Raw genomic sequence first — 22,793 nt, 5'->3', positions numbered from 1 at the left:
CTTCATGATGTTTTGATAGAAGTTCGGGATGCTTCCCTGAATATTCTGGAAACAAAAACATTAATGGATTTGGTCGACTGATTTAAATCCTTTTTTTGAATAATTAGTCCACTAATTTGGTAGGATAAATATTTTATATCATATTTGTACTGCTTCAAATTAATAAATTATGATATAGTATGGTAATCTCCAGAAAAATCCAGATAAGACTGAATGTTCTTTTCGTGACCATTGCTATTCTGTCGGTTATATTATTTTCCATGTATGAATTAGGGTACCTGGATGAGCTTCCGGCCATATTAGCCAAAGACAACTATATTTTTTATTGGATGCTCCTGGTTGGAGTTTTTGCTGAAATAGTGGCGGGCTCCATGGGGATGGGGTATGGTGTAATCTGTACTACAACACTTTTATTCCTGAATATTCCGCCTCACATTGTAAGCGCCAGTATACATTCGGCAGAAAGCTTTACTACGGCGGCGGGAAGCATCAGCCACCTTAAGCTTAAAAATGTAAGCATCAGCCTTGTTAAAAGATTGGCGGTTCCTGCGATTATCGGAGCCATTATCGGAGCTCTATGCCTTACTTACTTTGGAGAATATTATGCAAAGGTTACCAAAACGATCATTGCTTTTTATACATTATATCTTGGATTTCAGATTTTCAGGAATGCGTTTAAGAAAAAACAGAATAAAGCATTGAAAAGAAAAACCAACTTAACAAGGCTCGGACTTCTCGGAGGATTTATAGATTCCTTTGCCGGTGGAGGTTGGGGGCCATTGGTGACGGGAACTTTAATTAAAAACTCATTTACTCCGAGATTTGCGGTGGGAAGTTCTACCGTAGCAAAATTTATTTTAACCATTACGGCAGCGATAACATTCTTTTTTACTTTAGGAATTCAACATTGGAATATCATTTTGGGACTTCTGATCGGGGGAATTATCACAGCTCCTTTTTCAGCGATGCTTACCGCTAAGTTGCCGGTGAAGAATATGTTCCTGATCATTGGTGCTTTGGTGATGGTAATGAGCTGCATCACTATTTATAAATCAGTTTTTTAATTAATTTTTTTTGTTGATTGTGGAAAACTGATGCTCTTAAAAGAATATTTCCGCTCTGAAATATTTTACTTTTACGCCATAAAAAACAGAACATGAATTTACACATTGTTGCGCTTTTCAGATTTAATGAGAATTATCTGATGGAAGCGGTGGAGCTTTTCCAGAATCTGGTAAAAGAAACAAGAAAGGAAGAAGGGTGCCTTCAGTATGATCTTGTGGAAGATAAAGATAATAAGGGAACATTTTTCCTGATCGAGCTATGGGAGAGTGTAGAACATCACGGTAACCATCTTGGACAGGACCATCTTTTAAATTTCCGTAAGGAGGCATCGAGAATAATGGAAAGCTCAACAGAAGTTTACAAAGGATTTAAAATATATTAAGCTGAATTTTTTCAGTCAGACTTAAGGCAAAAGGCAGTTTCAACATTCTGAAACTGCCTTTTTATTAGAAAAAATAGAAAGTATTAATGGTTGGCTGTAATCGCAATTTATTTTTTGATGAATTTTGTTTTCAGTATTGTACCATCCTGCGCTTCAACCAGAATATAATATACACCGGTGTGAAGCTGGCTGATATCAAATCTTTGGTTATTAAGCCTACCTTCCGCAACCTTTTGGCCGTTAGAAGCATAGATGCTGATATTCTTAACCTCTTTTTTTGTAACAAAATGTAGAGCTGTATTTTCGGCATTCAATGCAAACCGAATATCAGGACCTGAAGATTTTACCAGATCGGAAACTCCCAGAGTGGAAGTGGAAGCATATACAACATCATCCAGCTGGATAGCCGTATGCTGTGCACTTCCCGTGATTTTGAAAGCGATATATTGCTTGGTGGATGCGGGTACTGTAAATGAATATGTAGTATCTGTAGAGGTTAAGGTAATGGCATTTCCTATGGGAGTAAATGACGGCATTTCTGTGGAATTTATCCCGTCTACCAGCCCTACTTCTACTGTCCCCGTTGCCCCACCGGCAGAGCCTCCCGTAATAGCGGCCTTAAAAGTTATGGTTTTGCTGCCATCCGGTGCCACAATCTGTGGAGTGATGAGATACCCGGCCGTATTGCTGGTAAAGAAGCTGTAATACTGAATGTGTTTGTCTGTGGTTCCGTCTGCATATACCCAGGGGCCGGACCCGCTTTGAACTCTGGACCAATTGTTCTGTGGCCAGGCAGCGTTCGTACCAATCGTAAAATTATCAAAATTCTCATTGATTGTTGCCAACTGTGCCTGGGTCACGGTAGCGGAAAGCAGTAAAGTTCCTAAGAGTAATTTTAATTTCATAACGTTATTTTTATTTAGAATTATTCTACAAAACTATATATTTATTTTTAATTATTCTAAATAAAATTTTATATTTGTCAAAAATTTTTTGCTACTATGAAGAAGAAAGTGCTTTCAGTTCTATCATTATCCACTGTTCTATGGATACATGCACAGGAAAAAGATACTCTCAGTCAGAAGAAAATAGAAGAGGTTGTCATCACGGGGCAATACATGCAACAATCCATTAATAAATCCATTTATAAAGTTGAGGTCATTGATGCGCAACAGATCAAAAATATGGCAGTAACTACTGCGGCAGAAGTTCTCAACCAAAATCTTAATATTCTTATTGAACCCAGCAGAGGTTCCGGGGACTCAAATGCCAATATAATGGGACTTACAGGAGAATATACCAAAATTCTTATCGACAATATCCCTGTAGTAAGCGATCAGGGAATGGGGAATCTGGTTGATCTTACCAAATTAAACGTCAATAATATTGAGCGTATTGAAATTGTGAAAGGCTCAATGGGAGTAGAATATGGAAATAATGCTGTAGCGGGAGTTATCAATATCATCACCAAAAAAAATTATAGCAAAAAATTCACGGGAATAGCTTCACTACAGGAAGAAACTGTAGGTAAGGACTATGACTGGTTTAAAAAAGGAAATGGCCGCCACATCCAGTTTTTAAACCTTGGGTATAAGATCAACGATTGGTGGACGGTTGCAGCGGATATCAATCATAACGATTTTCAGGGTTTTAAAGGAAAATATAACGGATACAAATATTTCAGTGAAAATAATGACGGGTTAAGAGGCTATGAGTGGCAGCCGAAAGATCAGCTAACAACCAATGCATCGATCAGGTACAATAAAAAGAATACCACTTTTTATTATAAAGTCAACTTTCTTACGGAAAAGATCAATGTATATAACCCGGTGGTAGAAGAACTGTATCTGGGAGGAGGCAACAGAACTTATATTGCCAATGATGCTGATTATAAAACGAAAAGATGGATCCATCAGTTCAATATTCAGACAAAACTCGGTTCAAGAATCAATTATAACGGAGATTTTTCTTACCAGACTCAGGAAAGAAAAAAACAGGAATACCAATATGATGTTCCGAACAGACAGGAGCTTTCAAGAGGAGAAGATTTCACGTATTACAAATCGGAAGTGATGTATTCCAGAGGAATGTTCAGCAATTTCCTGGACAGTGATCGGGTGAATTTTCAGTTAGGGTATGAATTTGACAGGACCAAAGGTTTTGCGAGTGGTGACATCGGAAATTTCGGAAGTACCGGAAATGATGATGTCAACAGGATTATTTTCAACTATGCTAATTTCTTATCTGCAGAATGGAATGTCAATAACTGGTTGTCAATACGTCCGGGACTAAGGCTGGCTTTAAGCAATAAGTTTGATTCCCAGTACAATTATTCAGCAACTGCAAGATTTAAAACAACCCAAAATTCAGACATCCGTTTGGTGTTGGGTTCCGCGAACCGTTTTCCAACTTATGATGAATTGTACACGTATATGGTGGATAACAACCACGACATTAGGGGTAATGAAAATCTAAAGCCTGAAACAGGGTATTCAGCGGGAATTTTCTGGGATTATAATACAGCAACAGTCAATAACTGGAAATTCAATTTCAGTGCTTCGGGAATGTACCTTGATGTGAAAGACAGGATTGAAAGCGTAATCATCAGCAACAGTCCGTTAAAATATACCTACCTCAATGTGGATAATTACAAATCCTTGTTATTCGGAGGCTCGATAACAGCTAAAAAAGGGGATTTATCCCTTAACGCCGGAGTTTCCGTTCTGGGAATCTCTCAGACCTTAAATACCGGGAATCTTGTTTCACCGGATGACTACAACTTTTATGCAGAAGCCAATTTAGCAGCCAATTATACATTGCCTTATACCAAAACGCTTTTTGCCCTTTATTACAAATACACCGGAACTAAAAAAATGTTTACCCACCAGATGAATACACAGGATCCTTTAGATCCGGGACAGTATGTGTTAGGTGAAATTGATGATTTCAGCATGCTGAATTTTACGGTAAGCCAGCCATTCTTCAACAATCACCTGGAGCTCAGCGCAGGAATTAAAAATATTTTTGATGTAAGTACCATCAGGAATACGGTACAAGGTGGAGATGGGCACAACGCGGCGGCCAATCAACAGAATCTATTTTACGGCAGAAGCTACTTTGCCAGATTAAATTATAACTTTTAAAACTTTAAACATGAAGAACATACTATTTTGCTTTTTGATAGGAGCTTCTTTGATATCTCAATCTTGCATCAACGATAATGAAGACCCTGTTTTTATAGCACCTACGGATGGTGAAGTTGTAAATCCTAGTGTGGGTGGTGCCACTCAGCCCAACCAGGTCTGGATCGATTTGGGAACCAATACGGAAGTATTTACCAAAAGAACGGATTGGGATTTGGCTTTTTATTCAGGAAGTGCTTTTAAAGTGATGCTCAACTCGTCCATTATGATGGCAGCAGGAAAAATTCCTGATGCAACCAATATAGATCTGATTACGGAAGCCAGTGTGGCTCCATTAAAAGATCAGGTTCAGGTAGCTAATTTTAATCCGGCCAATGTAGCATATATTGATGATGTGAGCGGGAATTTTCCCTCCGGATATACAGCTGTCGAAGAAATAAAGATCAACGATGCAGAAAATGCAGTGTATCTTGTTAATATGGGTAAAGAGATTTACACAGGAACCGTGGCTACAGGTTCTGTGGCTACCGGAGGTGACAGCAGAGGCTGGATGAAAGTTCAGGTAGTGAGATCAGGAGATGGATATAAGGTGAAATACGCTGAACTCAATGAGACTACTCACAAAGAATTAACCATTGCTAAAAATACAGCCTATAACTACAATTTTGTAAGCCTGAAAAACAATAAAGAAGTAGCTGTTCAGCCGGAAAAAAAGAAATGGGATATCTGTTTTACGGTTTTTACCAATACCATTACAGGAGCCGGAAGTTATATTTATGCAGACTTTGTAACCACTAATATTGTGGGTGGTGCGGGAGCTTATGAAGTAAAAGTAACGGCACCTGCATCCGGAGTAGAAGCCTACAACAATTTCAAAGCTTCGGATATTGACCCGTCCAAATTCATCTATAATGATCAGAGGGTTATCGGTTCCAACTGGAGAAATCCGGTAGGTGTGAACGGGCTGGAAGTGTATGGCGATCGTTTCTACATTATCAAAGATGCAGAAGGGTATTACTTCAAATTAAGATTTACAAGAATCACCGATACCGCAGGAGAACGGGGAAGACCACAATTCGAATATCAACCTTTATAAAAAATCTAATCAGTATAACATGAAAAAATTTGTTTTAATAGCATCTGTTTTTTTAGCAGTATACTCATGCAAAAAAGCAGAAGAAACCAAAAAAGAAAACACTACAGAAGTCGCATCAGAAGCTCCGAAAAGCAATCATAAGATCGTAACTCTGAGTGGCGGAATTACCGAGATTGTAAGCGCATTAGGCCATGAAAAAGAAATCGTGGGAACCGATGTTACCAGTACGTATCCTGAAACATTAAAAGCTACAGCCAAAGATTTAGGTCACGTAAGATCAATGACTATTGAACCTATTATGGCAGTAAAGCCCACCTTGATCTTAGCTTCTGAAAAAGATATCAACCCGGAATTATTGGGTAAAATTAAATCTTCAGGGATTAAATCTGAGGTTTTCCAACAGGAATATTCTGTAGAAGGGACTAAAAAATTAATAGCAGACGTGGCCAAAGCTGTAGGAAATACAGATTATCAGAAATTAATTGATAAGATTGATGCTGATCTGAAGCAAATCCAGCCGATTGCTAAAAAACCTAAAGTACTATTCATCTACGCAAGAGGAAATATGCTGATGGTAGGGGGGAAAAACACACCTATGGAAAAGCTGATCACCATTGCAGGCGGTGAAAACGCGGTGAATGATTTTGAAGATTTCAAACCATTGACTCCGGAAGCAGTAGTAAAAGCCAATCCGGATGTATTGTTCTTCTTTACAAGTGGATTACAGGGAGCCGGAGGAAGTGAAGGGGCTCTTAAAATGCCTGGTGTTTCACAAACGAATGCCGGTAAAAACAAGAGAATCATAGCGATGGACGGAGGTCTGGTTTCGGGTTTCGGTCCAAGATTAGGAGAAGCTGCAGTAGGATTAAATAAGCTATTAATTGAAAACACAAAGTAAACTATACTTGTATTTTATTATAAGTGCCATACTGCTGATTCTTATCGCAGTATGGTCACTTAACACCGGAGTTTATGATTTTGGCGGAAGATCTCCGTTCACTATTTTGTGGCAATATTTACGAGGAAACCCTGATTTGGCTTTGAGTGATCAATACGTGATCTGGGATGTTCGTGCAGCGAGAATTGTAATGGCTGTTCTGATCGGAAGTATGTTAGCTGTTTCAGGAACCGGGTTACAGGGGCTTTTTAAAAATCCTTTAGCAACGGGGGATCTGATCGGTTTAACTTCCGGGGCCACATTATTAGCTGCGATTGCTATTGTTTTGGGCGGACATTTTACAGAATATCTTCCTGAAGCGGTACAGTTTTCATTGGTAAGTCTGTCTGCTTTTACCGGGGCTTTTTTATCCATGTTGCTGGTGTACAGAATTTCTACCAGCGGAGGAAAAACGAATGTTGTAATGATGCTTTTAACAGGGGTTGCCATTACAGCGATAGGGTTTTCCATCACCGGCTTTCTGATCTATATTTCAAAAGACGAGCAGTTGAGAGACCTTACTTTTTGGAACTTGGGGAGTTTAGCGGCGGCAACCTGGACGAAGAATATGGTATTAGCCGTAATCTTGATCATTTCCTACATCATTCTGCTCCCTAAAGGAAAGGCTTTGAATGCCATGATGCTGGGTGAAAAAGATGCACAGCATTTGGGAATCAATGTGGAAAAATTAAAGAAGCAGATCATCATTATTACCGCATTAATGGTAGGAAGCAGCGTGGCATTTTCGGGGACGATAGGCTTTGTAGGCCTTATTGTACCGTATATTTTAAGGCTTTTATTCAAATCCAATTATACGTTTATTCTGCCTTTGTCGGCGGTTTGTGGAAGTATTTTATTGTTGACGGCAGATACCTTCAGCCGAAGCATTGTAGAACCGTCGGAATTACCGATCGGGATTTTGACAGCATTGATGGGCGGACCGATTTTTATAGCCATATTGATTAAACACAAAAAATCATTATAATGATAAAGGCGCATCAGATCAATTATAAGCATAAAGAGTTCCATATTCTGGACGGAGTGGATGTTTCTTTGGAATATGGTGAATTTTTAGCCATTGTAGGACCCAACGGAGCGGGGAAATCAAGTTTGCTGAGTGTGTTGGCGAATGAAGTAAAATCCAGGCAGGAGATTCTGTTTAAAAATAAGCCTATTGCTCATTGGGAAGTTCTGGAGCTGTCCATGCATAAAGCTAAATTTTCCCAGCACAACAGCAATGATATTCCCCTTGAAGTAAAAGACGTTGTAATGATGGGAAGATATCCTTACTTTGACGGGCAGCCCGGGAAAGAAGACCATGAAGCCATGAACAACATGATGTATGAAACAGATGTTTTTCATCTCAAAGACAGGGAATACAATACCTTATCCGGTGGAGAAAAGCAGCGGGTGCATCTCTCCAGAGTGATGGCTCAATTGCAGAACGATATTGCCCATAAGCTTGTTTTTCTGGATGAACCGCTGAATAATTTAGATGTCAGGCATCAATATAAAGCATTAGAGATTATTAAAAAATTTACAAAGAAAGCCAATAGTGCCATAGTTGTTTTACACGACCTGAATTTAGCCGCCCAATTTGCAGACAAAATTTTGCTGATGAAATCAGGAAAAGTTTCATCCTACGGAACACCGGAAGAAGTTTTCACGGCTGAAAATATCAGTAATGCCTACAACTTTCCGTGTACTATTTGTCCGCATCCTATCAATAATAACCCAATGATCATATTCGGATAACCATGAAAAAAGACGAATTAAGAATACTTGCTGAAAACCTCGCCAATCCACAAGGAGAAAAAGGAATTGAAATTGGTGAAATGATGCATGAAACCAATATCGGGATGACTTCAGAAAGCATTAAAGCCCTTTTGATAGAAGATAACGAACACGTTCTGGAAATAGGGCACGGTAACGCCGGACATTTGAAAACTATTTTAAATAAAGCTCAAAATATTAGCTACACCGGAATTGATATTTCCGAAACCATGCACCTGGAAGCCAAAAGACGGAACAAAGAATGGGGAAATCAGACAAGTTTTGTTCTGTATGAGGGGAAAAAGCTTCCTTTCAAGGACGAAACCTTCGATAAGATATTTACCGTAAACACCGTGTATTTTTGGGAAGAACCCGTTGCATTCCTCAACGAGATCCACAGGGTCCTGAAAGATAACGGAACTTTTGTCCTGACGTTCGGGCAGAAAGATTTCATGGAGAAACTTCCTTTTACGGCTTTCAATTTTACCTTATACAATAACAGTGAAATGGAAGAGCTTATTTCAGAAAGCGAATTCAAGAGAATGAAGATTTCTGAAAAGGAAGAACAAGTGAAAAGCAAAACAACCAACGAAACCATACAAAGAATTTATACAGTTTTAACCATCAAAAAATAATAAGATGAGCACATTAGTGAACAATTTAAAAGAAAAATGGGAAGCTCTGAAAGCGGAAAATCCGCATTTGAGAATTAGAAATGCCGCTGCACAACTAGGAGTAAGCGAAGCTGAATTATTAATAACGAACATAGGCAAAGAAGTAACTATTCTGAGACCGGAATTTGCAAATATCTTATCTGAAGTTGAACAATTAGGAAAAGTAATGGCGCTTACCCGTAATGATGAATGCGTTCACGAAAGAAAAGGGACTTACCTGAACGGAGATTTCAGCAGTCCTCATGCTCAATTGTTCGTAGGCGAAGATATTGATCTGAGAATTTTTTTAAACTCATGGAAATTTGCTTTTGCAGTGGCAGAAGGAGATAAAAAGAGCCTTCAGTTTTTCGGGAAAGACGGTTTGGCGCTTCACAAGATCTATTTAACGAAAGACAGCAACACAGAAGTTTTTGATGCCCTTGTAGAAAAATATAAATCGGAAGATCAGGATCAGGCTTTTGAATTTGAAGCAGTCGTTCCAAAGCCGGTGGAAAAACCGGATGCTGAAATTGATGCGGAAGGTTTCCAAAAAGAGTGGAGGGCATTAAAAGATACCCATAATTTCTTCATGATGACCAAAAAATATGGTGTGAGCAGAACCCAGGCCTTAAGACTGGCTCCGGAAGGATTTGCAGTGAAAATCGATAATTCCAAAGTGGTGAACGTTTTGGAAGATGCTTCGGAAAAAAATATCCCAATCATGGTATTCGTGGGAAACAGGGGAATTATCCAGATCCATACAGGAAATGTGAAGAAAACGCTTTGGCATCAGCAATGGTTCAATGTAATGGATCCGGATTTCAACCTTCATTTGGATGTTACGAAGATTGCTGAAGCATGGATCGTGAAGAAACCTACAGAGGACGGAGAGGTAACGGCGATAGAAGTATTTAATAAAGAAGGAGACTTTATCGTTCAGTTCTTCGGAAAAAGAAAACCGGGAATTCCGGAGCTGCAGGAATGGAAAAATCTTGTTGCAGTATTAGAAAAATAATAGTTAGATGATTTGAATGGGGCCGTTTTGTTTTGTAATGCAAAGCGGTCTTTTTACATGTTATTTTCAAATTGAAAGATAAAATAAATTTAATGATTGCTTTCTTTTTAGAGTTTGAAAATAATAGTATTTTTATAACATGATAAGAATGAAAAATATTCTCTTAGCCCTGTTGCTTGCAGGCTATTCCTTCCTGAATGCACAGGAATTTAAAGCATACCAATTTTATGATCAGAAAGGAAAAGCTATATCCACTGATAAATTAATCGAAGAACTGGCGGAATATGACGTCGTTTTTTTCGGCGAAAACCATAATAATTCCATTAATCACTGGCTTCAGTTGAAAGTAACAGAAGCGCTGTATGCGAAGAAGAATGGTCAGATTATTCTCGGCGCTGAAATGTTTGAAAGAGATAATCAGTCACAGCTGAATCAATATTTATCAGGAACTTTTGATGCTAAAACCCTGAAAGATTCAGCCCGTTTATGGAATAATTATACCACGGATTACAAGCCCTTGGTGGATTTTGCAAAAGACAAAAAACTGAATTTCGTTGCGACCAATATTCCGAGAAGATATGCTTCCCAAACTGCTAAGCAAGGGATTGAATCTCTGCTTACATTAAGTGAAAAAGAAAAAGAATTTATTGCCCAATTACCTATTAAAGTTAGTCTGGATACTCCCGGCTATAAAGAAATGAAAGCGATGATGGGAGATCATGCTGAAGGGACGAAAGTGATGAATTTCATTTCGGCGCAGGCTACGAAAGACGCAACAATGGCTGAATCTATCCTGAAAAATATTCAGCAGGGGAAAACATTTATTCATTTTAACGGCAATTATCACAGCAAAGAATTCGGTGGAATTTATTGGCACATCAAACAAAAGAATCCCCATCTGAAAATGGCGGTAATCTCTGTCTTCGAAACAGAAAACCCGGATTTAAAGATTCCGGAAAAAGACTATATTCCTACTCATTTCAACCTGATCATCCCAAGTAATATGACGAAAACCTTCTGATTATTGCTTAATGTTAATAAAAAAGAATAAGCTCTCATTTCTGAGAGCTTATTCTATAATTGATATGAAGTTAAAATTATTCTTTAATGAACTTCTTCTGTACAGAAACTGGCCCATCTTCAATGTCTATGATATAAACACCGCTTGTTAGCTTACTTACATTGATCTGGTTATTCAGAAGAACTCCGTTCGCAACAAGTCGCCCTCCGGAACTGTATATCTTATACTGAGCCTTACTGCTGATATTTTTAACATATAATACTGAGCTTACCGGGTTAGGATAGATCATAATATCATCCTGGTTCAGAGAATTCGGAACAGGTAGCTTAGAAATCCTTACGGTGTAATCCTCTACTTCTCCATCAGGGAAACTTGTACAGTTCACCGGAATACCTCCTTTTTGCATTGCTACTCTCATTACTACATATTTGTAATCTGTCATACTTACAAATGCATTAGCCGGTACACTGAAAGTTCCTGTGACAGGAGTTGTTGTATTCGGACCTGTAGCAATGATTCTTTCATTAGGATCAAAAGTACCGCTTCTGTCAAAGTCGATCCATACCGCAACACCTGCTTCGTTGGTAGTGGTCTTCTCTATCGTGATCTGGTTTCCTGTAGATCCCTGGATCAGTTCAATGAAGGTAGCAGGGTTACCTGAATAATCAGTGTAATTGGAAGCTCCCGAAGCATTCTCCATAACAGGCTTACCATTAGGACTTACCTTAACATTTGAAATATAATCTGTCGCTGAATTCTGTGAAGACATCTGACAATAGATCACCGTAGGGGTTGTGAAGAAATACAGTTTTGTGAATTCGGCAACAGTACCATTACAAACATTCGCTACCTGCATTTCATACTTCGTTAATTCAAGAAGGTTAGTCAGTGTATAGGTGTTCGTTGGAACAGCTATTGTAGTCCAGCTCGGAATACCCACTTTTCTATATCTTAAGACATAGGTTGCCCCCGGGAAAGGATCCCAAACCACAACAGCGGATGTTGGAGTAAGAGTCGTAATCGTTAATCCAGGAGGCGGCAATTCACATGTTCTTTCCGTTGTAAATACTTTAGGATTCGACCATGGATTGATCGTCGTCTCACCGTTACAAATATTGGCGATCTGAACTTCATACGTAGTGTACGGAGATAACCCCGGAAGAGTATAGGTATTGGCTGGTGGTGCCGGTAAGTTGACCTGAATCCATGTTGTTGTTCCCACTACCCTGTATCTCATCACATAGGTGGAGCTCGCTGCAAGCGGAGTCCAGGTGATCTGAGCTGAGTTCGTGGTGATGTTACTGATCGAAACACTTGGTGGTGTAGGATCACATCTGGTGGTAAAGGTCTTGATGGCAGTCGGAGTTCCAGGGGTATTTCCACATACCGCGGAAACCTGTACCTCATAAGTTGTTGCAGGCGTTAAACCTGTTAATGTCAACGGAACATTTCCTAAAAGGGTAGATGCATATACATCCGTCCATGCAGTAGTACCCTGTACTCTGTATTGTACCAGATACGTGATATTATTCGCAGCACCTGTAATATTAACAATTGCTGAGTTATGCGTAATGGTATTGAATGTAGGTGCATTAGGAGTCGTGTTGGCACACGGTCTTAATTTCACCGCATAATCCTCTACCTCTCCATTTAAAGCATTCTGACACATTACCGGAGAGCTTGTACGTTTCAGCACTACTCTCATTGTGGTTGTAAGCGGTCCGTTGTAAGCCGTTGTCGGTACATTAAACAATGCAGTTACAGGAGATGTGGTGCTTGCTGCGGAGTTTAAGATCTGCTCAGTAGTTTCAAATACCCCGTTCCTGTTAAAGTCGATCCATGCAGATACCGCATCATTATAAGTAGAGCCTGTCCAGCCTTTGGCAACTGAAATCTTATTGCCGTTAGATCCGATATCTAATGTGATAAGGGTGGCAGGAGTGGTATAGCTGATATAATTAGTCTGTACAGAGGTATTACTCATTGGCGGAATACCCGGATTTACAGGAGTAATGGTCACATTGGAGATATGGTCATTGGTTCCTGTACCTGTCATTGGACAATAGGTAATAGGGGTGGTGGTAAATGGTGTAGAAGTAGACCAAGGTCCCTGAGTTCCACCACATACGGTAGCCACCTGTACTTCATAAGCCGTTTGCTCTGTAAGACCTGTAATGTTATAACTGTTCGTTGTTACAAGAGGTGAAGTAACCCATGCACCAACCGGTGAAGTGGTTCTCCATCTTACGTAATAAGTAGCACCGGTAGCTCCCATCCATGTAACGGTAGCGGTAGTAGCTGCTATATTAATTACGGAAATCCCTGTTGGTGCTGCAGTAGTACATGCAGGAATATCTACAAATTTAACCTGATAGTCTTCTACTTCCCCGTTGCTGGTAAGAGGTGAACAAGCATCAGTAGGTGTAAAGTAATATACAATAACACGCATTTTCAGCTTGTTAGCTCCTATATAAGCATTAGCAGGAACAGCAAAAGTAGCGGTTACCGGAGTCGTATTGGAATACCCTAAATTCATGATTCTTTCTCCTCCGGGTGTTGTTGACGGGTTGTTGTTAAACAATCCGTCCCCATTGAAGTCGATCCAAGCATACGTAGTATAAGTACTGGAAAGGATAGTTCTTCCTACAGAAAGCACATTTCCTGTTGTATTACGTCCTAAAGTGATAAGCTTAGCAGGATCATTGGAATAATCCGTATAAGTACTAGGGCCTGAGTTATTACTCATGATAGGGGTGTTGATACCCGTCATGGTAATATTATTGATATAACCATCCGTTACCGTTGCAGTACCTGTATTACAATAGCTAATAGCAGGAGTGGTAAAGTTGGTGGATGCTGAGAATGGCCCCTGGGTTCCTCCACAAATGGTAGAAACCTGTACTTCATACTGAGTCTGACCAGTTAAACCGGAGATCACATATGGATTAGTAGCAGGGTTTATGGTAATCCATGTAGGAGAACCAATCTGTCTGTATCTTAATACATAAGTAGCACCAGTTGTTCCAATCCAAGAAGCTGTTGCAGTTGAAGCAGTAATATTAGCTACGTTAATGTTACTAGGAGCCGCTGTTGTACAAGGCTGCATATCAACAAACTCTACAGCATAATCTTCAATTTCTCCACCACCGGATCCTGTAAGGTTAGAACATGGGTTACTGATGGTAAGATATGACATGATCACACGCATTTTTACAATGCTTGTAGCCGTAGTGGCAGGTACATTAAATGTAGCAGTTACAGGAGTAGTATTAGAGTATCCTAAGTTCATTACTCTTTCTGCAGCTGTATTTTCAAAAACACCATTTCCGTTAAAGTCGATCCAAATCGAAGTAGCATATGTACTTGAAGGAATAAACCTTGAAACAGAAACTGTATTATTGGCAGTATTTCTTACCAAAGTAATTAATGTCGCAGGGTTAGTTGCATAATCTGTATACAAGCTAGCTCCTGAGTTATTGGACATTGCGTAAGAGTTCGTTGGTGATACTGTTACGTTAGTGATATGTCCGTTCGAGTTGTTAGAAGTAACCGGACAATAAGGTTGCAAGGCCGTAATGAATATCACAGAAGGGGAGAAATTCCCTTGAGTTCCTGAACATACATTCGCTACCTGAACTTCATATTTCGTTCCTTGAGTTAACGGACTTAAAACAACAGTGTTGGTAGTAGATGTGGTTTGTAACCAGGTTGTACTTCCTACCGGACGATATCGGATTACATAAGTAGCCCCTACAGAAGAGTTCCACGTTACAGTAGCCTGAGTCTGTGTAATTGCAGAAACAGTAACCCCTGCAGGCGGAGCACTCGTACAAACTGCTAAGCTTGCCATAACAGCATTTCCGATAGCATAAAATACGTTTCCAACAGCACTTACTCTTATCTTAACATTAGTCCCTACAGGCAATGATCCGAAGTTCAGATCTTCATTTCCGTCATTCGCTGTTGAAGCTGTAAGAACCGTCCATGTATTTCCATTGTCTGCAGAAAAATCGATTTTTACATTAGCAACACTATACGGAGCTGAAGATGTATTAGCAACATTCCATGTAACGTTTGTAGGACCATTATTATATGCTGTAGTAGTCGTCACAGTGAAAGGACCATCGTTTCCTACAATAATTGTTTGCTCAGCATATTGGGTTTGCTGTTGATTAGCAGCAGGATTATTATCCCTTACTGTTACAGCAAATTTTGAAGTTCTGGCTACAGTAGATACAGATTCCCAGGTATTGTTGGCATTATTCAATACACCCGCCAATACTGAAGAGAATTTAGGGAAATATCTTGTAGGGCTTGTAGTTGGGTTAAACGATCTGAATGAAGCCCCGGATGTTGTAGTCCCCAAATTATTTTTATTGATCGTCACTGAGGCATTATCTACCTCCTCCCAGGTATAAGTCATGGGATCATTCTCCGGATCTGTTGCAGAAGCCGTAAGGACAAACGCCGTTCCTTTAGGAATATTATACGTAGGTAAAGCAGCAATTACCGGTGGGTTATTGGTAATTGCAGTTTCAACATCACAGGTTTTGTTAATCAGGTTAGTCTGAATCTGTCTGATACTTACATTATGGAAGTATGGATCAGAGTGTGGCTGTACATCTGTATTAGGGCCTGTAATACCTGCATATCCCATAATTGTTGAGCCCGAACCCGGCTCAACATTTACTCCTGCTCCCTCCAAACCATGAGAGAAGGTGTGGTTCCCTCCCAACTGGTGCCCCATCTCATGAGCTACATAGTCTATATCAAAATTATCTCCTTGTGGAATTCCATCCGCAGGAGATGTGTATCCGGAACCTTTTTGCTGAGAGGTCGGGCCTGTTGGGTTTATACATACACAACCGATACACCCCGCATTGCCTCCTCCTCCTGAAGCACCAAATAAATGTCCTATATCGTAATTAGCATTTCCCACATTAGCTGTAAGAGTCTGCTGAAGCTCCAGATTCCAGTTATTCATTTGAGCAGCCGGAGAATAAGGGTCAGTAGCTGCATTAGTATAAATTAACGCCGGATAATTTTGTAGATTTAAGTGTAATGCAAAATCTTTTTCAAAAACACCGTTTACTCGTGTAAGAGTAGCATTAATAGCTGTTAATGCGCCTGCCACCCCGCCGAAGTATTGAGTATACTCTCCGGTAACAGACATTGCCAGCCTCATCGTTCTGTATTTCTTATCAGAATTTTTCGCAAAATTAGTTGTTTGGTTGGCAAAAGATTTACCATTCTGGTAAAGCTTTTCCAGCTCTTTCTGGTAAGTCGGGTCTTCTTTCGTTGAACATAAAAAGCCCTCATTACCTTTGTCAGTTTTTGGGTGCACACCATACACTGTTTTAGCTTGATCTACAGGCTCAATAAATTCATATTGCCCGTTTTTGATGATCATTGACTGGAAATCATCCGGAGCCAAACTAAATCTTAAATATTTGCCAGGATCATCAATTCCAACTCCCACATAAGAGCCTAATTGATATTGATCTGCCAATGCCTTCACTACAACCGGGAAGCTGTAAACGGCAAATCTTTCCATTTTTCCGTCTAAAGTCGGCAAGGAAATCGTAACGGGTTTTGCATTTTTCCCCATTTCCTGTGCTCCTGCCAATTGAGACCTTAACTCGGAAATATCCAGTGCAAAATAATTTTTAATATCTGATTTTGCACTGAGTTTTTCCCCACTGAACGCTGCAGGTCTCCATTGTGCACTGGTGACCACAAACAAACAGAGGAAAAAGAAAGAAGTAAAAATTTTCTTCATAACTTTCTCAATATTATATTAATCATGCAAAGCTAATCATTTTTCGTTATTAATTTATAGCAGCAAATATTTTTTTCATACAAACTTCACAACAATTCATTTTATGATTTATAAATAAAAAAACCTCAGACAAAGCCTGAGGTTTTTATAATCAAAAGTTATTATTATTTTTTGATGAATTTTGATTTGAACATCTCCTTACCTTTTTCTTCAATTGTAATGATATATCCGCCTTTTACCAGTGCAGAAACGTTGATTTTTCCACTGTTAACATTTCCGCTTCCTACCAATTGTCCTGTTGTACCATAGATTTTATAAGAAGCCTTGTCTGAAACTTTAGTAACATTCAGGATATCAGTTGCCGGATTAGGATAGATCTGGATACCATCATTATTTCCGATTGTATCTTCAGTTCCCAATACTTGCTGTATAAGCACCGGATAATCTTCAATTTCACCATACGCATAAGCTTCACAACCATTACCCGGCTGGGCGCCATATGCCAACATTACTCTCATGATCACGTTTTTGCCTCCTGCATAAGCATTAGCCGGAACTGAGAATGTTCCGGAAACCGGCGTAGTTACACTCGGAGAACTTGTGAAGATAATTTCCGTATCCGAGAAGTTTCCATCTCTGTTAAAGTCTATCCAGGCTGTAACTCCTTCTACGTATTGCTGTGCTGTCCAGGCTTTTGTAATGCTGATACTATTATTTGAGGATCCTTGTGAAAGGGTGATCAATTTAGATAAATCCGCAGTATAACTGGTATATGTTGATGCTCCACTAGGGTTTGAAATAGCCGCAGCTCCATTCGGAGTTACCGTAACGTTTGAAATAAATTCATCCGCTGCGCTTCCCGCACTATTGGTACATAACGCATAAGGCAACGTATTAAAGTTTGTAGAAGCTGAATAAGTACCTAATGTAGATCCACAAACGTTGGCCACTTGTACTTCATACTGAGTCCCTTCTTCCAAACCTACAATCTGATAAGAGTTTGTTTGTACCGCTACTGTTGTCCAAGTCGCTGCTCCTATTTTTCTATATCTTAGAGAATAAGTTGCTCCCTGAAGGGCTGTCCAGGTTACATTAACAGAAGTCATAGTAATTCCTGTAACCGTAATGCCTGTTGTTGCTGAAGAAGAACAAGCTCCCGAAGTTGCAGAAACTGTTGCACTTCCGATAGCATAGAATACATTTCCGATAGCACTTACTCTGATCTTAACATTAGTTCCCGCAGGAAGAGAAGAGAACGAATATGGCTCTGCCCCGTCATTAGGAGTAGACGGAGTAATCACAGTCCAGTTAAGTCCGTTATCTGTAGTATAATCTATCTTCACGTTGGGCGTATTGTATGAACCGCCGTTTGTTCCTACCACATCCCAGGTAATTGCTCCCGGCATGTTGTTATAAACTGTTGTTGAAGTTACCTTAAAGGGCCCTTCGTTACCAACGTCAATATGCTGTAACGCTGAATTGGTTTGCTGCTGGAAAACATTTGGATTATTATCTCTTACAGTAAGGACAAAATCAGCTGCTCTAGATTTAAGAGGAGTTGCTTCCCAATCCGCTGCTGAAGATAAATTCCCAGCCAGCACCGTTGCTAATTTCGGAAAATATCTAGTAGGTGAAGAGGTAGGAAGTATAGACCTGAATAGAGGTCCTGTAGTGTTATTCCCATTAATAGCAAGGACCGTTACCTGCGCATTGTTAAACTGCTCCCAAGTATAAGTCATTGGATTTCCTTCCGGATCAGTGGCATTTCCTGTTAAGACGAAAGCGGTTCCTTTAGGAATCATATAATCTGGCATTGCGCTGATTACCGGCGGGTTATTGGCAACCGCTGTTTCCACGTCACACGTTTTGTTTGTCAGATTATTTTGTATCTGAAGAATACTTACTACGTGGAAATAAGGATCGGAATTCGGCTGAACGTCTGCATTTGTAATACCGGCATACCCCATAATAGTAGATCCTGATCCCGGTTCCATATTTACTCCTGCTCCTTCCAAAGCGTGCGAGAAAGTATGGTTAGCTCCTAACTGGTGCCCCATTTCATGAGCTACATAATCAATATCAAAGGTATCACCTATTGGATTTGTACTCTGAGTAAAAGCAGATCCTTTTTGCAGTGAAGTATTAGTAGTAGGGTTTACACACACACAGCCAATACATCCGGCATTACCATTTCCTCCTGCGGCATTAAATACATGTCCGATATCATAATTATCATTTCCAACATTTGCTGTAAGCGTTTGCTGTAATTGTAAATTAAGATTACCCGTATAAGGATCTGTTGCAGCGTTAGTGTAAATTATACTATTAAAGTTTTGAATATTCAGATGTAAAGCAAGATCTTTTTCAAAAACTCCATTTACTCTGGTCATGGTATTATTCATGCCTATTAATGCTCCCGCCACTGTTCCGCCGAAATACGCGGTGTATTCACCGGTTGTAGACAACGCCAGTCTCATGGTTCTGTATTTCTTATCGGAAGCTTTTGAGAAGTCCGTAGGGTTATTGGCAAAAGATTTTGACTTATTAGAGTTAAATAATTTAGCAATTTGTTCTTTTGACAAAATATCTTCATCCATAGTACATACAAATCCTTGGGAACCTGTTTTTACTGTTTTTGGATGAACACTGTACACTGTTCTGGAATTATCGGTAGGATCAATAAACTGATACACTCCATTTTTAATGATCATGGATTGAAAATCAATTGGAGATGTTGAAAATCTTATATACTTTTCAGGATCATCAATTCCAACTCCCACATATGAGCCAAGCTGATACTTGTCTGCCAGTTCTTTTACAACAACCGGAAAACTGTATACTGCAAATCTTTCTACTTTCCCATCTAATGTAGGAATAGAAATTTCCACAGGTTTTGCATTGTTCCCCATTTCAGAGGCATTGGCCAACTGAGTTCTTAACATGGAAAGATCCAGTGTATAATAGCTCTTAACTTCGGTGCCTTCTCTGTCTTTTTCTCCCTTAAATGCAGTTTTGCTCCACTGCGCATTGGCAGTACCTAACAAAGAAAGAACAAAGAAAGAAGTAAAAATTTTCTTCATAACTTTTTTATTATATTTATTTTTCCAAAGATAATTATTTTGTATTAAATAACTAAAAATATAATGTATTGTTTATTAAAACCATTCAAATAAAACCAAAACCCTGTCAAAAATAAAATCCCCAAGCAAATACTTGGGGATTATTATTTATAATTAAATTGATGATTTCTTAGAATTTATAGGCTATATTCCATGCAAATCCCATATTGAATTTGGACGAACTTCTTCCAAACCCGGGAACAATCATAGGCTGAATGTCATCCTGCTTGGTAGTATATACCAAATATTTCGGCTGAAGATTCACATCAATATAAAAGTTGGATTCAAACAATTGAACTCTGCCTCCGATGGCTCCCTCAATCCAGTAAGAGGACTGTGAAGAGGCCGGAAAAGAAACAGAAGAATTGTTTCCACCGAACCCACGAACGGGCACTGACATATATTCCTGATTATAAAAAGAGCCTGCTAACTTACCTCCTGCATAGAACCCGTTAAATTCATTTTCGGCATCTTCAGCAAGCATGTAAAAAGCGCCCAGCTTTACAAAAGGGCCATTTACTTTTGCGTCATATCCGTTCTTTTGATATATGTTTTTTTCAAAACCGGCTTCCACAATACCATGAATATTCCCTTTAATTTTGGACGACACAAATCCCTGATAAAGTTTTCGATCCGAGAAAAAAGCAACTCCTGTATTAAGGGCATCAAAACCAATCATGAAATTGGGTTCATATTTCCATTTTGCTTTTTCCGCTTTTTTATTCTCCTGAGCAAAACTCAGGATACTGCAAATGCTAAAAAAGAAGGTAAAGATTAGTCTTGTCTTCATTCTCTATAAAATTTTGCCCCAATTCCAATCCCAGAACCGGATTTGATATTAGTAATTCCGAAGTTAATCCTTCATATGTTTTTTTAACCCCGCAACCAGGAGAAACATAAGATGATTTTGTGGTATAGTTAATTTTTACTTTCGATTCCGTTCCTTTATTTTTGGTTTTAAAATAAACTTCAGTATAGGGAGAATCATCAACACGCAAAGGAATCAAGGTAGATTCCACTTTGGTTTTCCAGCCTAAATCCACTTTCCCGGAGCCATAATCTACAAATATCTGTAAAGAATCCAAGGAGATTATCTTATTATCTGCATTTTTAAACATGACCATCATTCTGGGTGTTCCTTCACCGCTTTCGCAGATATCATCATCGCCACCGCATGAACAAAGCAGCCCAAGGAAACTCATGAATATAAAAAATTTATAATATTTCATCTGCATATTTTTATTTGTTTGCTTTGGTCAGATGGAACCAACGTTTCATAGTAAGATTGGGTACTCAAATTTAGCCAAATTTATTTTTTAAGCAATAATGCTATATTTTCCACATGATGGGTTTGCGGGAACATATCTACGGGTAAAATTTTCACCAACGTATAATGGTCTTTCATTAAAGCCAAATCTCTTGCCTGAGTAGCGGAGTTACAGCTTACATATACTATCTTTTCAGGGGATAATTTCAAGATTTGCTCTACGACTTTCTGGTGCATTCCGTCTCTTGGCGGATCGGTGATTAAGACGTCTGCTTTAGGATGATTGCTCAGGAACTCGTCATTGAAGATATCTTTCATATCTCCACAGTAGAAGGTACAGTTGTCCAGCCCATTTAATTCGGCATGTTCAATAGCTGCATCAATAGCTTCCTGCACAGATTCTATTCCGATTACCTGCTTAGCTTTTCTTGCTACATATTGTGCAATGGTTCCGGTACCTGTATATAAATCGTAAACTACTTCATCCCCTTTCAGATCTGCAAATTCTAATGTTTTTCTGTAAAGTTCCAGCGCTTGCTTATAATTGGTCTGAAAGAATGACTTTGGACCGATCTTAAATTTCAAGCCGTCCATTTCTTCCATCAAAAATCCTTCCCCTGAATAGATATTGATATCCAGATCATAAATGGAATCATTCGGTTTCGGATTGATGGCATACACCAAGGTTTTAATCTGAGGGAATTTTCCCAATAAGTATTCAAATAATCTTTCCCTGTTTTCTTTCTCTTCTCGATAAAGCTGGAATAATACCATCCATTCTCCTTTAGAGTTTTGTCTCATCATTAGCGTTCTCAGGAATCCTTCCTGATTTTTAACATCAAAGAAATCCAGCTCGTTATGATCTGCATATTCTTTCACTGCTAATCTTATGGCATTGGACGGATCTTCCTGAAGGAAACATTCTTTAAGGTCAAGAATTTTGCTCCACATTCCCGGAATATGGAATCCTAAGGCATTTTTATCGTTAAAATCATCTTCAGAATTTATTTCTGCAACCGTTAACCAACGGGCATTGGAGAAAGAAAACTCCATTTTATTTCTGTAGAAATATTCTTCTTCAGACCCTAAAATAGATAAAGTTTCAAAGTTTTCTAAACCTCCTATTCTTTTGATATTATTATATACTTCTTCCTGCTTGAAATCCAATTGTTTTTCATAGCTCATATTCTGCCATTTGCACCCCCCGCAGGCTCCGAAATGAATACATTTGGGAATTACTCTGAAGGGGGATTCTTCCAAAACTTCCACCGCTTCAGCTTCATAGTATTTAGATTTGGACTTTTTTACTCTTGCATTGACAACATCCCCCGGAATCGCACCTGAAACTAAAACCGTTTTTCCGTCTTCGGTTTTTCCAATGGCCACTCCTTTAGCTCCCGCAGTTATAAGCTTTATATTTTCAAGAATAATGTTTTTCTTCTTTTTCATTCAGCACTTTCTATTGTTTCTATAATTGATTGAAACTCTTTTTGGTTTCATTCCGCAAAAATACAAATAAAAAAACCTTATCCGAAGATAAGGT

General features: G+C 39.1%; 16 protein-coding genes. 10 read left to right on the top strand and 6 right to left on the bottom strand.

What is annotated here, in order from left to right; translation table 11 throughout:
- The first annotated feature begins 179 nt into the window (after positions 1-179).
- A complete protein-coding gene (locus ACGHIN_RS10515; protein WP_390453191.1) occupies positions 180-1,064 on the top strand; it encodes a sulfite exporter TauE/SafE family protein in 885 nt (294 codons plus the stop codon).
- Positions 1,065-1,156: 92 nt separating this feature from the next.
- Positions 1,157-1,447 (top strand): putative quinol monooxygenase, encoded by a 291-nt coding sequence (locus tag ACGHIN_RS10510; protein ID WP_390453190.1) that lies wholly within the window; start codon positions 1,157-1,159, stop codon positions 1,445-1,447.
- A gap of 107 nt (positions 1,448-1,554) precedes the next feature.
- Here ACGHIN_RS10510 and ACGHIN_RS10505 read toward each other — a convergent pair whose 3' ends face one another.
- Positions 1,555-2,352: a T9SS type A sorting domain-containing protein gene (locus tag ACGHIN_RS10505; RefSeq protein ID WP_390453188.1), complete on the bottom strand. Its 798-nt coding sequence runs from the start codon at positions 2,350-2,352 to the stop codon at positions 1,555-1,557.
- A gap of 96 nt (positions 2,353-2,448) precedes the next feature.
- On the opposite strand from ACGHIN_RS10505, the gene ACGHIN_RS10500 reads away from it, so the two are divergent.
- The 8 genes from ACGHIN_RS10500 (at position 2,449) to ACGHIN_RS10465 (ending at position 11,085) form a co-directional block, all read left to right on the top strand.
- On the top strand, positions 2,449-4,590 hold the full coding sequence (locus tag ACGHIN_RS10500; RefSeq protein ID WP_390453186.1) for a TonB-dependent receptor plug domain-containing protein: 2,142 nt from the start codon (positions 2,449-2,451) through the stop codon (positions 4,588-4,590).
- A gap of 10 nt (positions 4,591-4,600) precedes the next feature.
- Positions 4,601-5,686, top strand: coding sequence for an HmuY family protein (locus ACGHIN_RS10495; protein WP_390453185.1), 1,086 nt, complete (start codon positions 4,601-4,603; stop codon positions 5,684-5,686).
- 19 nt (positions 5,687-5,705) lie between these two features.
- Positions 5,706-6,584, top strand: a complete 879-nt coding sequence (locus ACGHIN_RS10490) for a heme/hemin ABC transporter substrate-binding protein (RefSeq protein WP_390453183.1) — start codon at positions 5,706-5,708, stop codon at positions 6,582-6,584.
- Positions 6,568-7,608: a FecCD family ABC transporter permease gene (locus ACGHIN_RS10485; protein WP_390453181.1), complete on the top strand. Its 1,041-nt coding sequence runs from the start codon at positions 6,568-6,570 to the stop codon at positions 7,606-7,608. Before ACGHIN_RS10490 ends, ACGHIN_RS10485 begins: the two co-directional genes overlap by 17 nt.
- Positions 7,608-8,378, top strand: a complete 771-nt coding sequence (locus tag ACGHIN_RS10480; protein ID WP_390453179.1) for a heme ABC transporter ATP-binding protein — start codon at positions 7,608-7,610, stop codon at positions 8,376-8,378. Before ACGHIN_RS10485 ends, ACGHIN_RS10480 begins: the two co-directional genes overlap by 1 nt.
- Before the next feature lie 2 nt (positions 8,379-8,380).
- A complete protein-coding gene (locus ACGHIN_RS10475; RefSeq protein ID WP_390453177.1) occupies positions 8,381-9,031 on the top strand; it encodes a class I SAM-dependent methyltransferase in 651 nt (216 codons plus the stop codon).
- 4 nt (positions 9,032-9,035) lie between these two features.
- Positions 9,036-10,064: a hemin-degrading factor gene (locus ACGHIN_RS10470; RefSeq protein ID WP_390453176.1), complete on the top strand. Its 1,029-nt coding sequence runs from the start codon at positions 9,036-9,038 to the stop codon at positions 10,062-10,064.
- A 148-nt stretch (positions 10,065-10,212) separates the two neighbouring features.
- Entirely contained in the window at positions 10,213-11,085 is an 873-nt protein-coding gene (locus ACGHIN_RS10465; RefSeq protein ID WP_390453174.1) for a ChaN family lipoprotein, read from the top strand.
- A 76-nt stretch (positions 11,086-11,161) separates the two neighbouring features.
- Here the strand turns inward: ACGHIN_RS10465 and ACGHIN_RS10460 are convergent, their stop codons facing one another.
- The 5 genes from ACGHIN_RS10460 to rlmD form a co-directional block, all read right to left on the bottom strand.
- Positions 11,162-16,864, bottom strand: a complete 5,703-nt coding sequence (locus ACGHIN_RS10460) for a GEVED domain-containing protein (protein ID WP_390453172.1) — start codon at positions 16,862-16,864, stop codon at positions 11,162-11,164.
- 164 nt (positions 16,865-17,028) lie between these two features.
- On the bottom strand, positions 17,029-19,944 hold the full coding sequence (locus tag ACGHIN_RS10455) for a reprolysin-like metallopeptidase (RefSeq protein ID WP_390453171.1): 2,916 nt from the start codon (positions 19,942-19,944) through the stop codon (positions 17,029-17,031).
- 169 nt (positions 19,945-20,113) lie between these two features.
- The gene (locus ACGHIN_RS10450) at positions 20,114-20,773 is read right to left on the bottom strand and encodes a DUF6048 family protein (protein WP_390453169.1); all 660 of its coding nucleotides are present in this window, start codon (positions 20,771-20,773) and stop codon (positions 20,114-20,116) included.
- Positions 20,739-21,212, bottom strand: a complete 474-nt coding sequence (locus tag ACGHIN_RS10445) for a DUF6452 family protein (protein WP_390453167.1) — start codon at positions 21,210-21,212, stop codon at positions 20,739-20,741. The genes ACGHIN_RS10450 and ACGHIN_RS10445 overlap by 35 nt, the downstream gene beginning before the upstream one ends.
- An 80-nt stretch (positions 21,213-21,292) precedes the next feature.
- Positions 21,293-22,699: a 23S rRNA (uracil(1939)-C(5))-methyltransferase RlmD gene (gene rlmD / locus ACGHIN_RS10440; protein ID WP_390453166.1), complete on the bottom strand. Its 1,407-nt coding sequence runs from the start codon at positions 22,697-22,699 to the stop codon at positions 21,293-21,295.
- Positions 22,700-22,793: the final 94 nt, after the last annotated feature.

Source organism: Chryseobacterium barbadense, from assembly GCF_042849955.1.
Lineage (GTDB): Bacteria > Bacteroidota > Bacteroidia > Flavobacteriales > Weeksellaceae > Chryseobacterium.
This window is presented reverse-complemented; position numbering and strand designations above follow the sequence as displayed.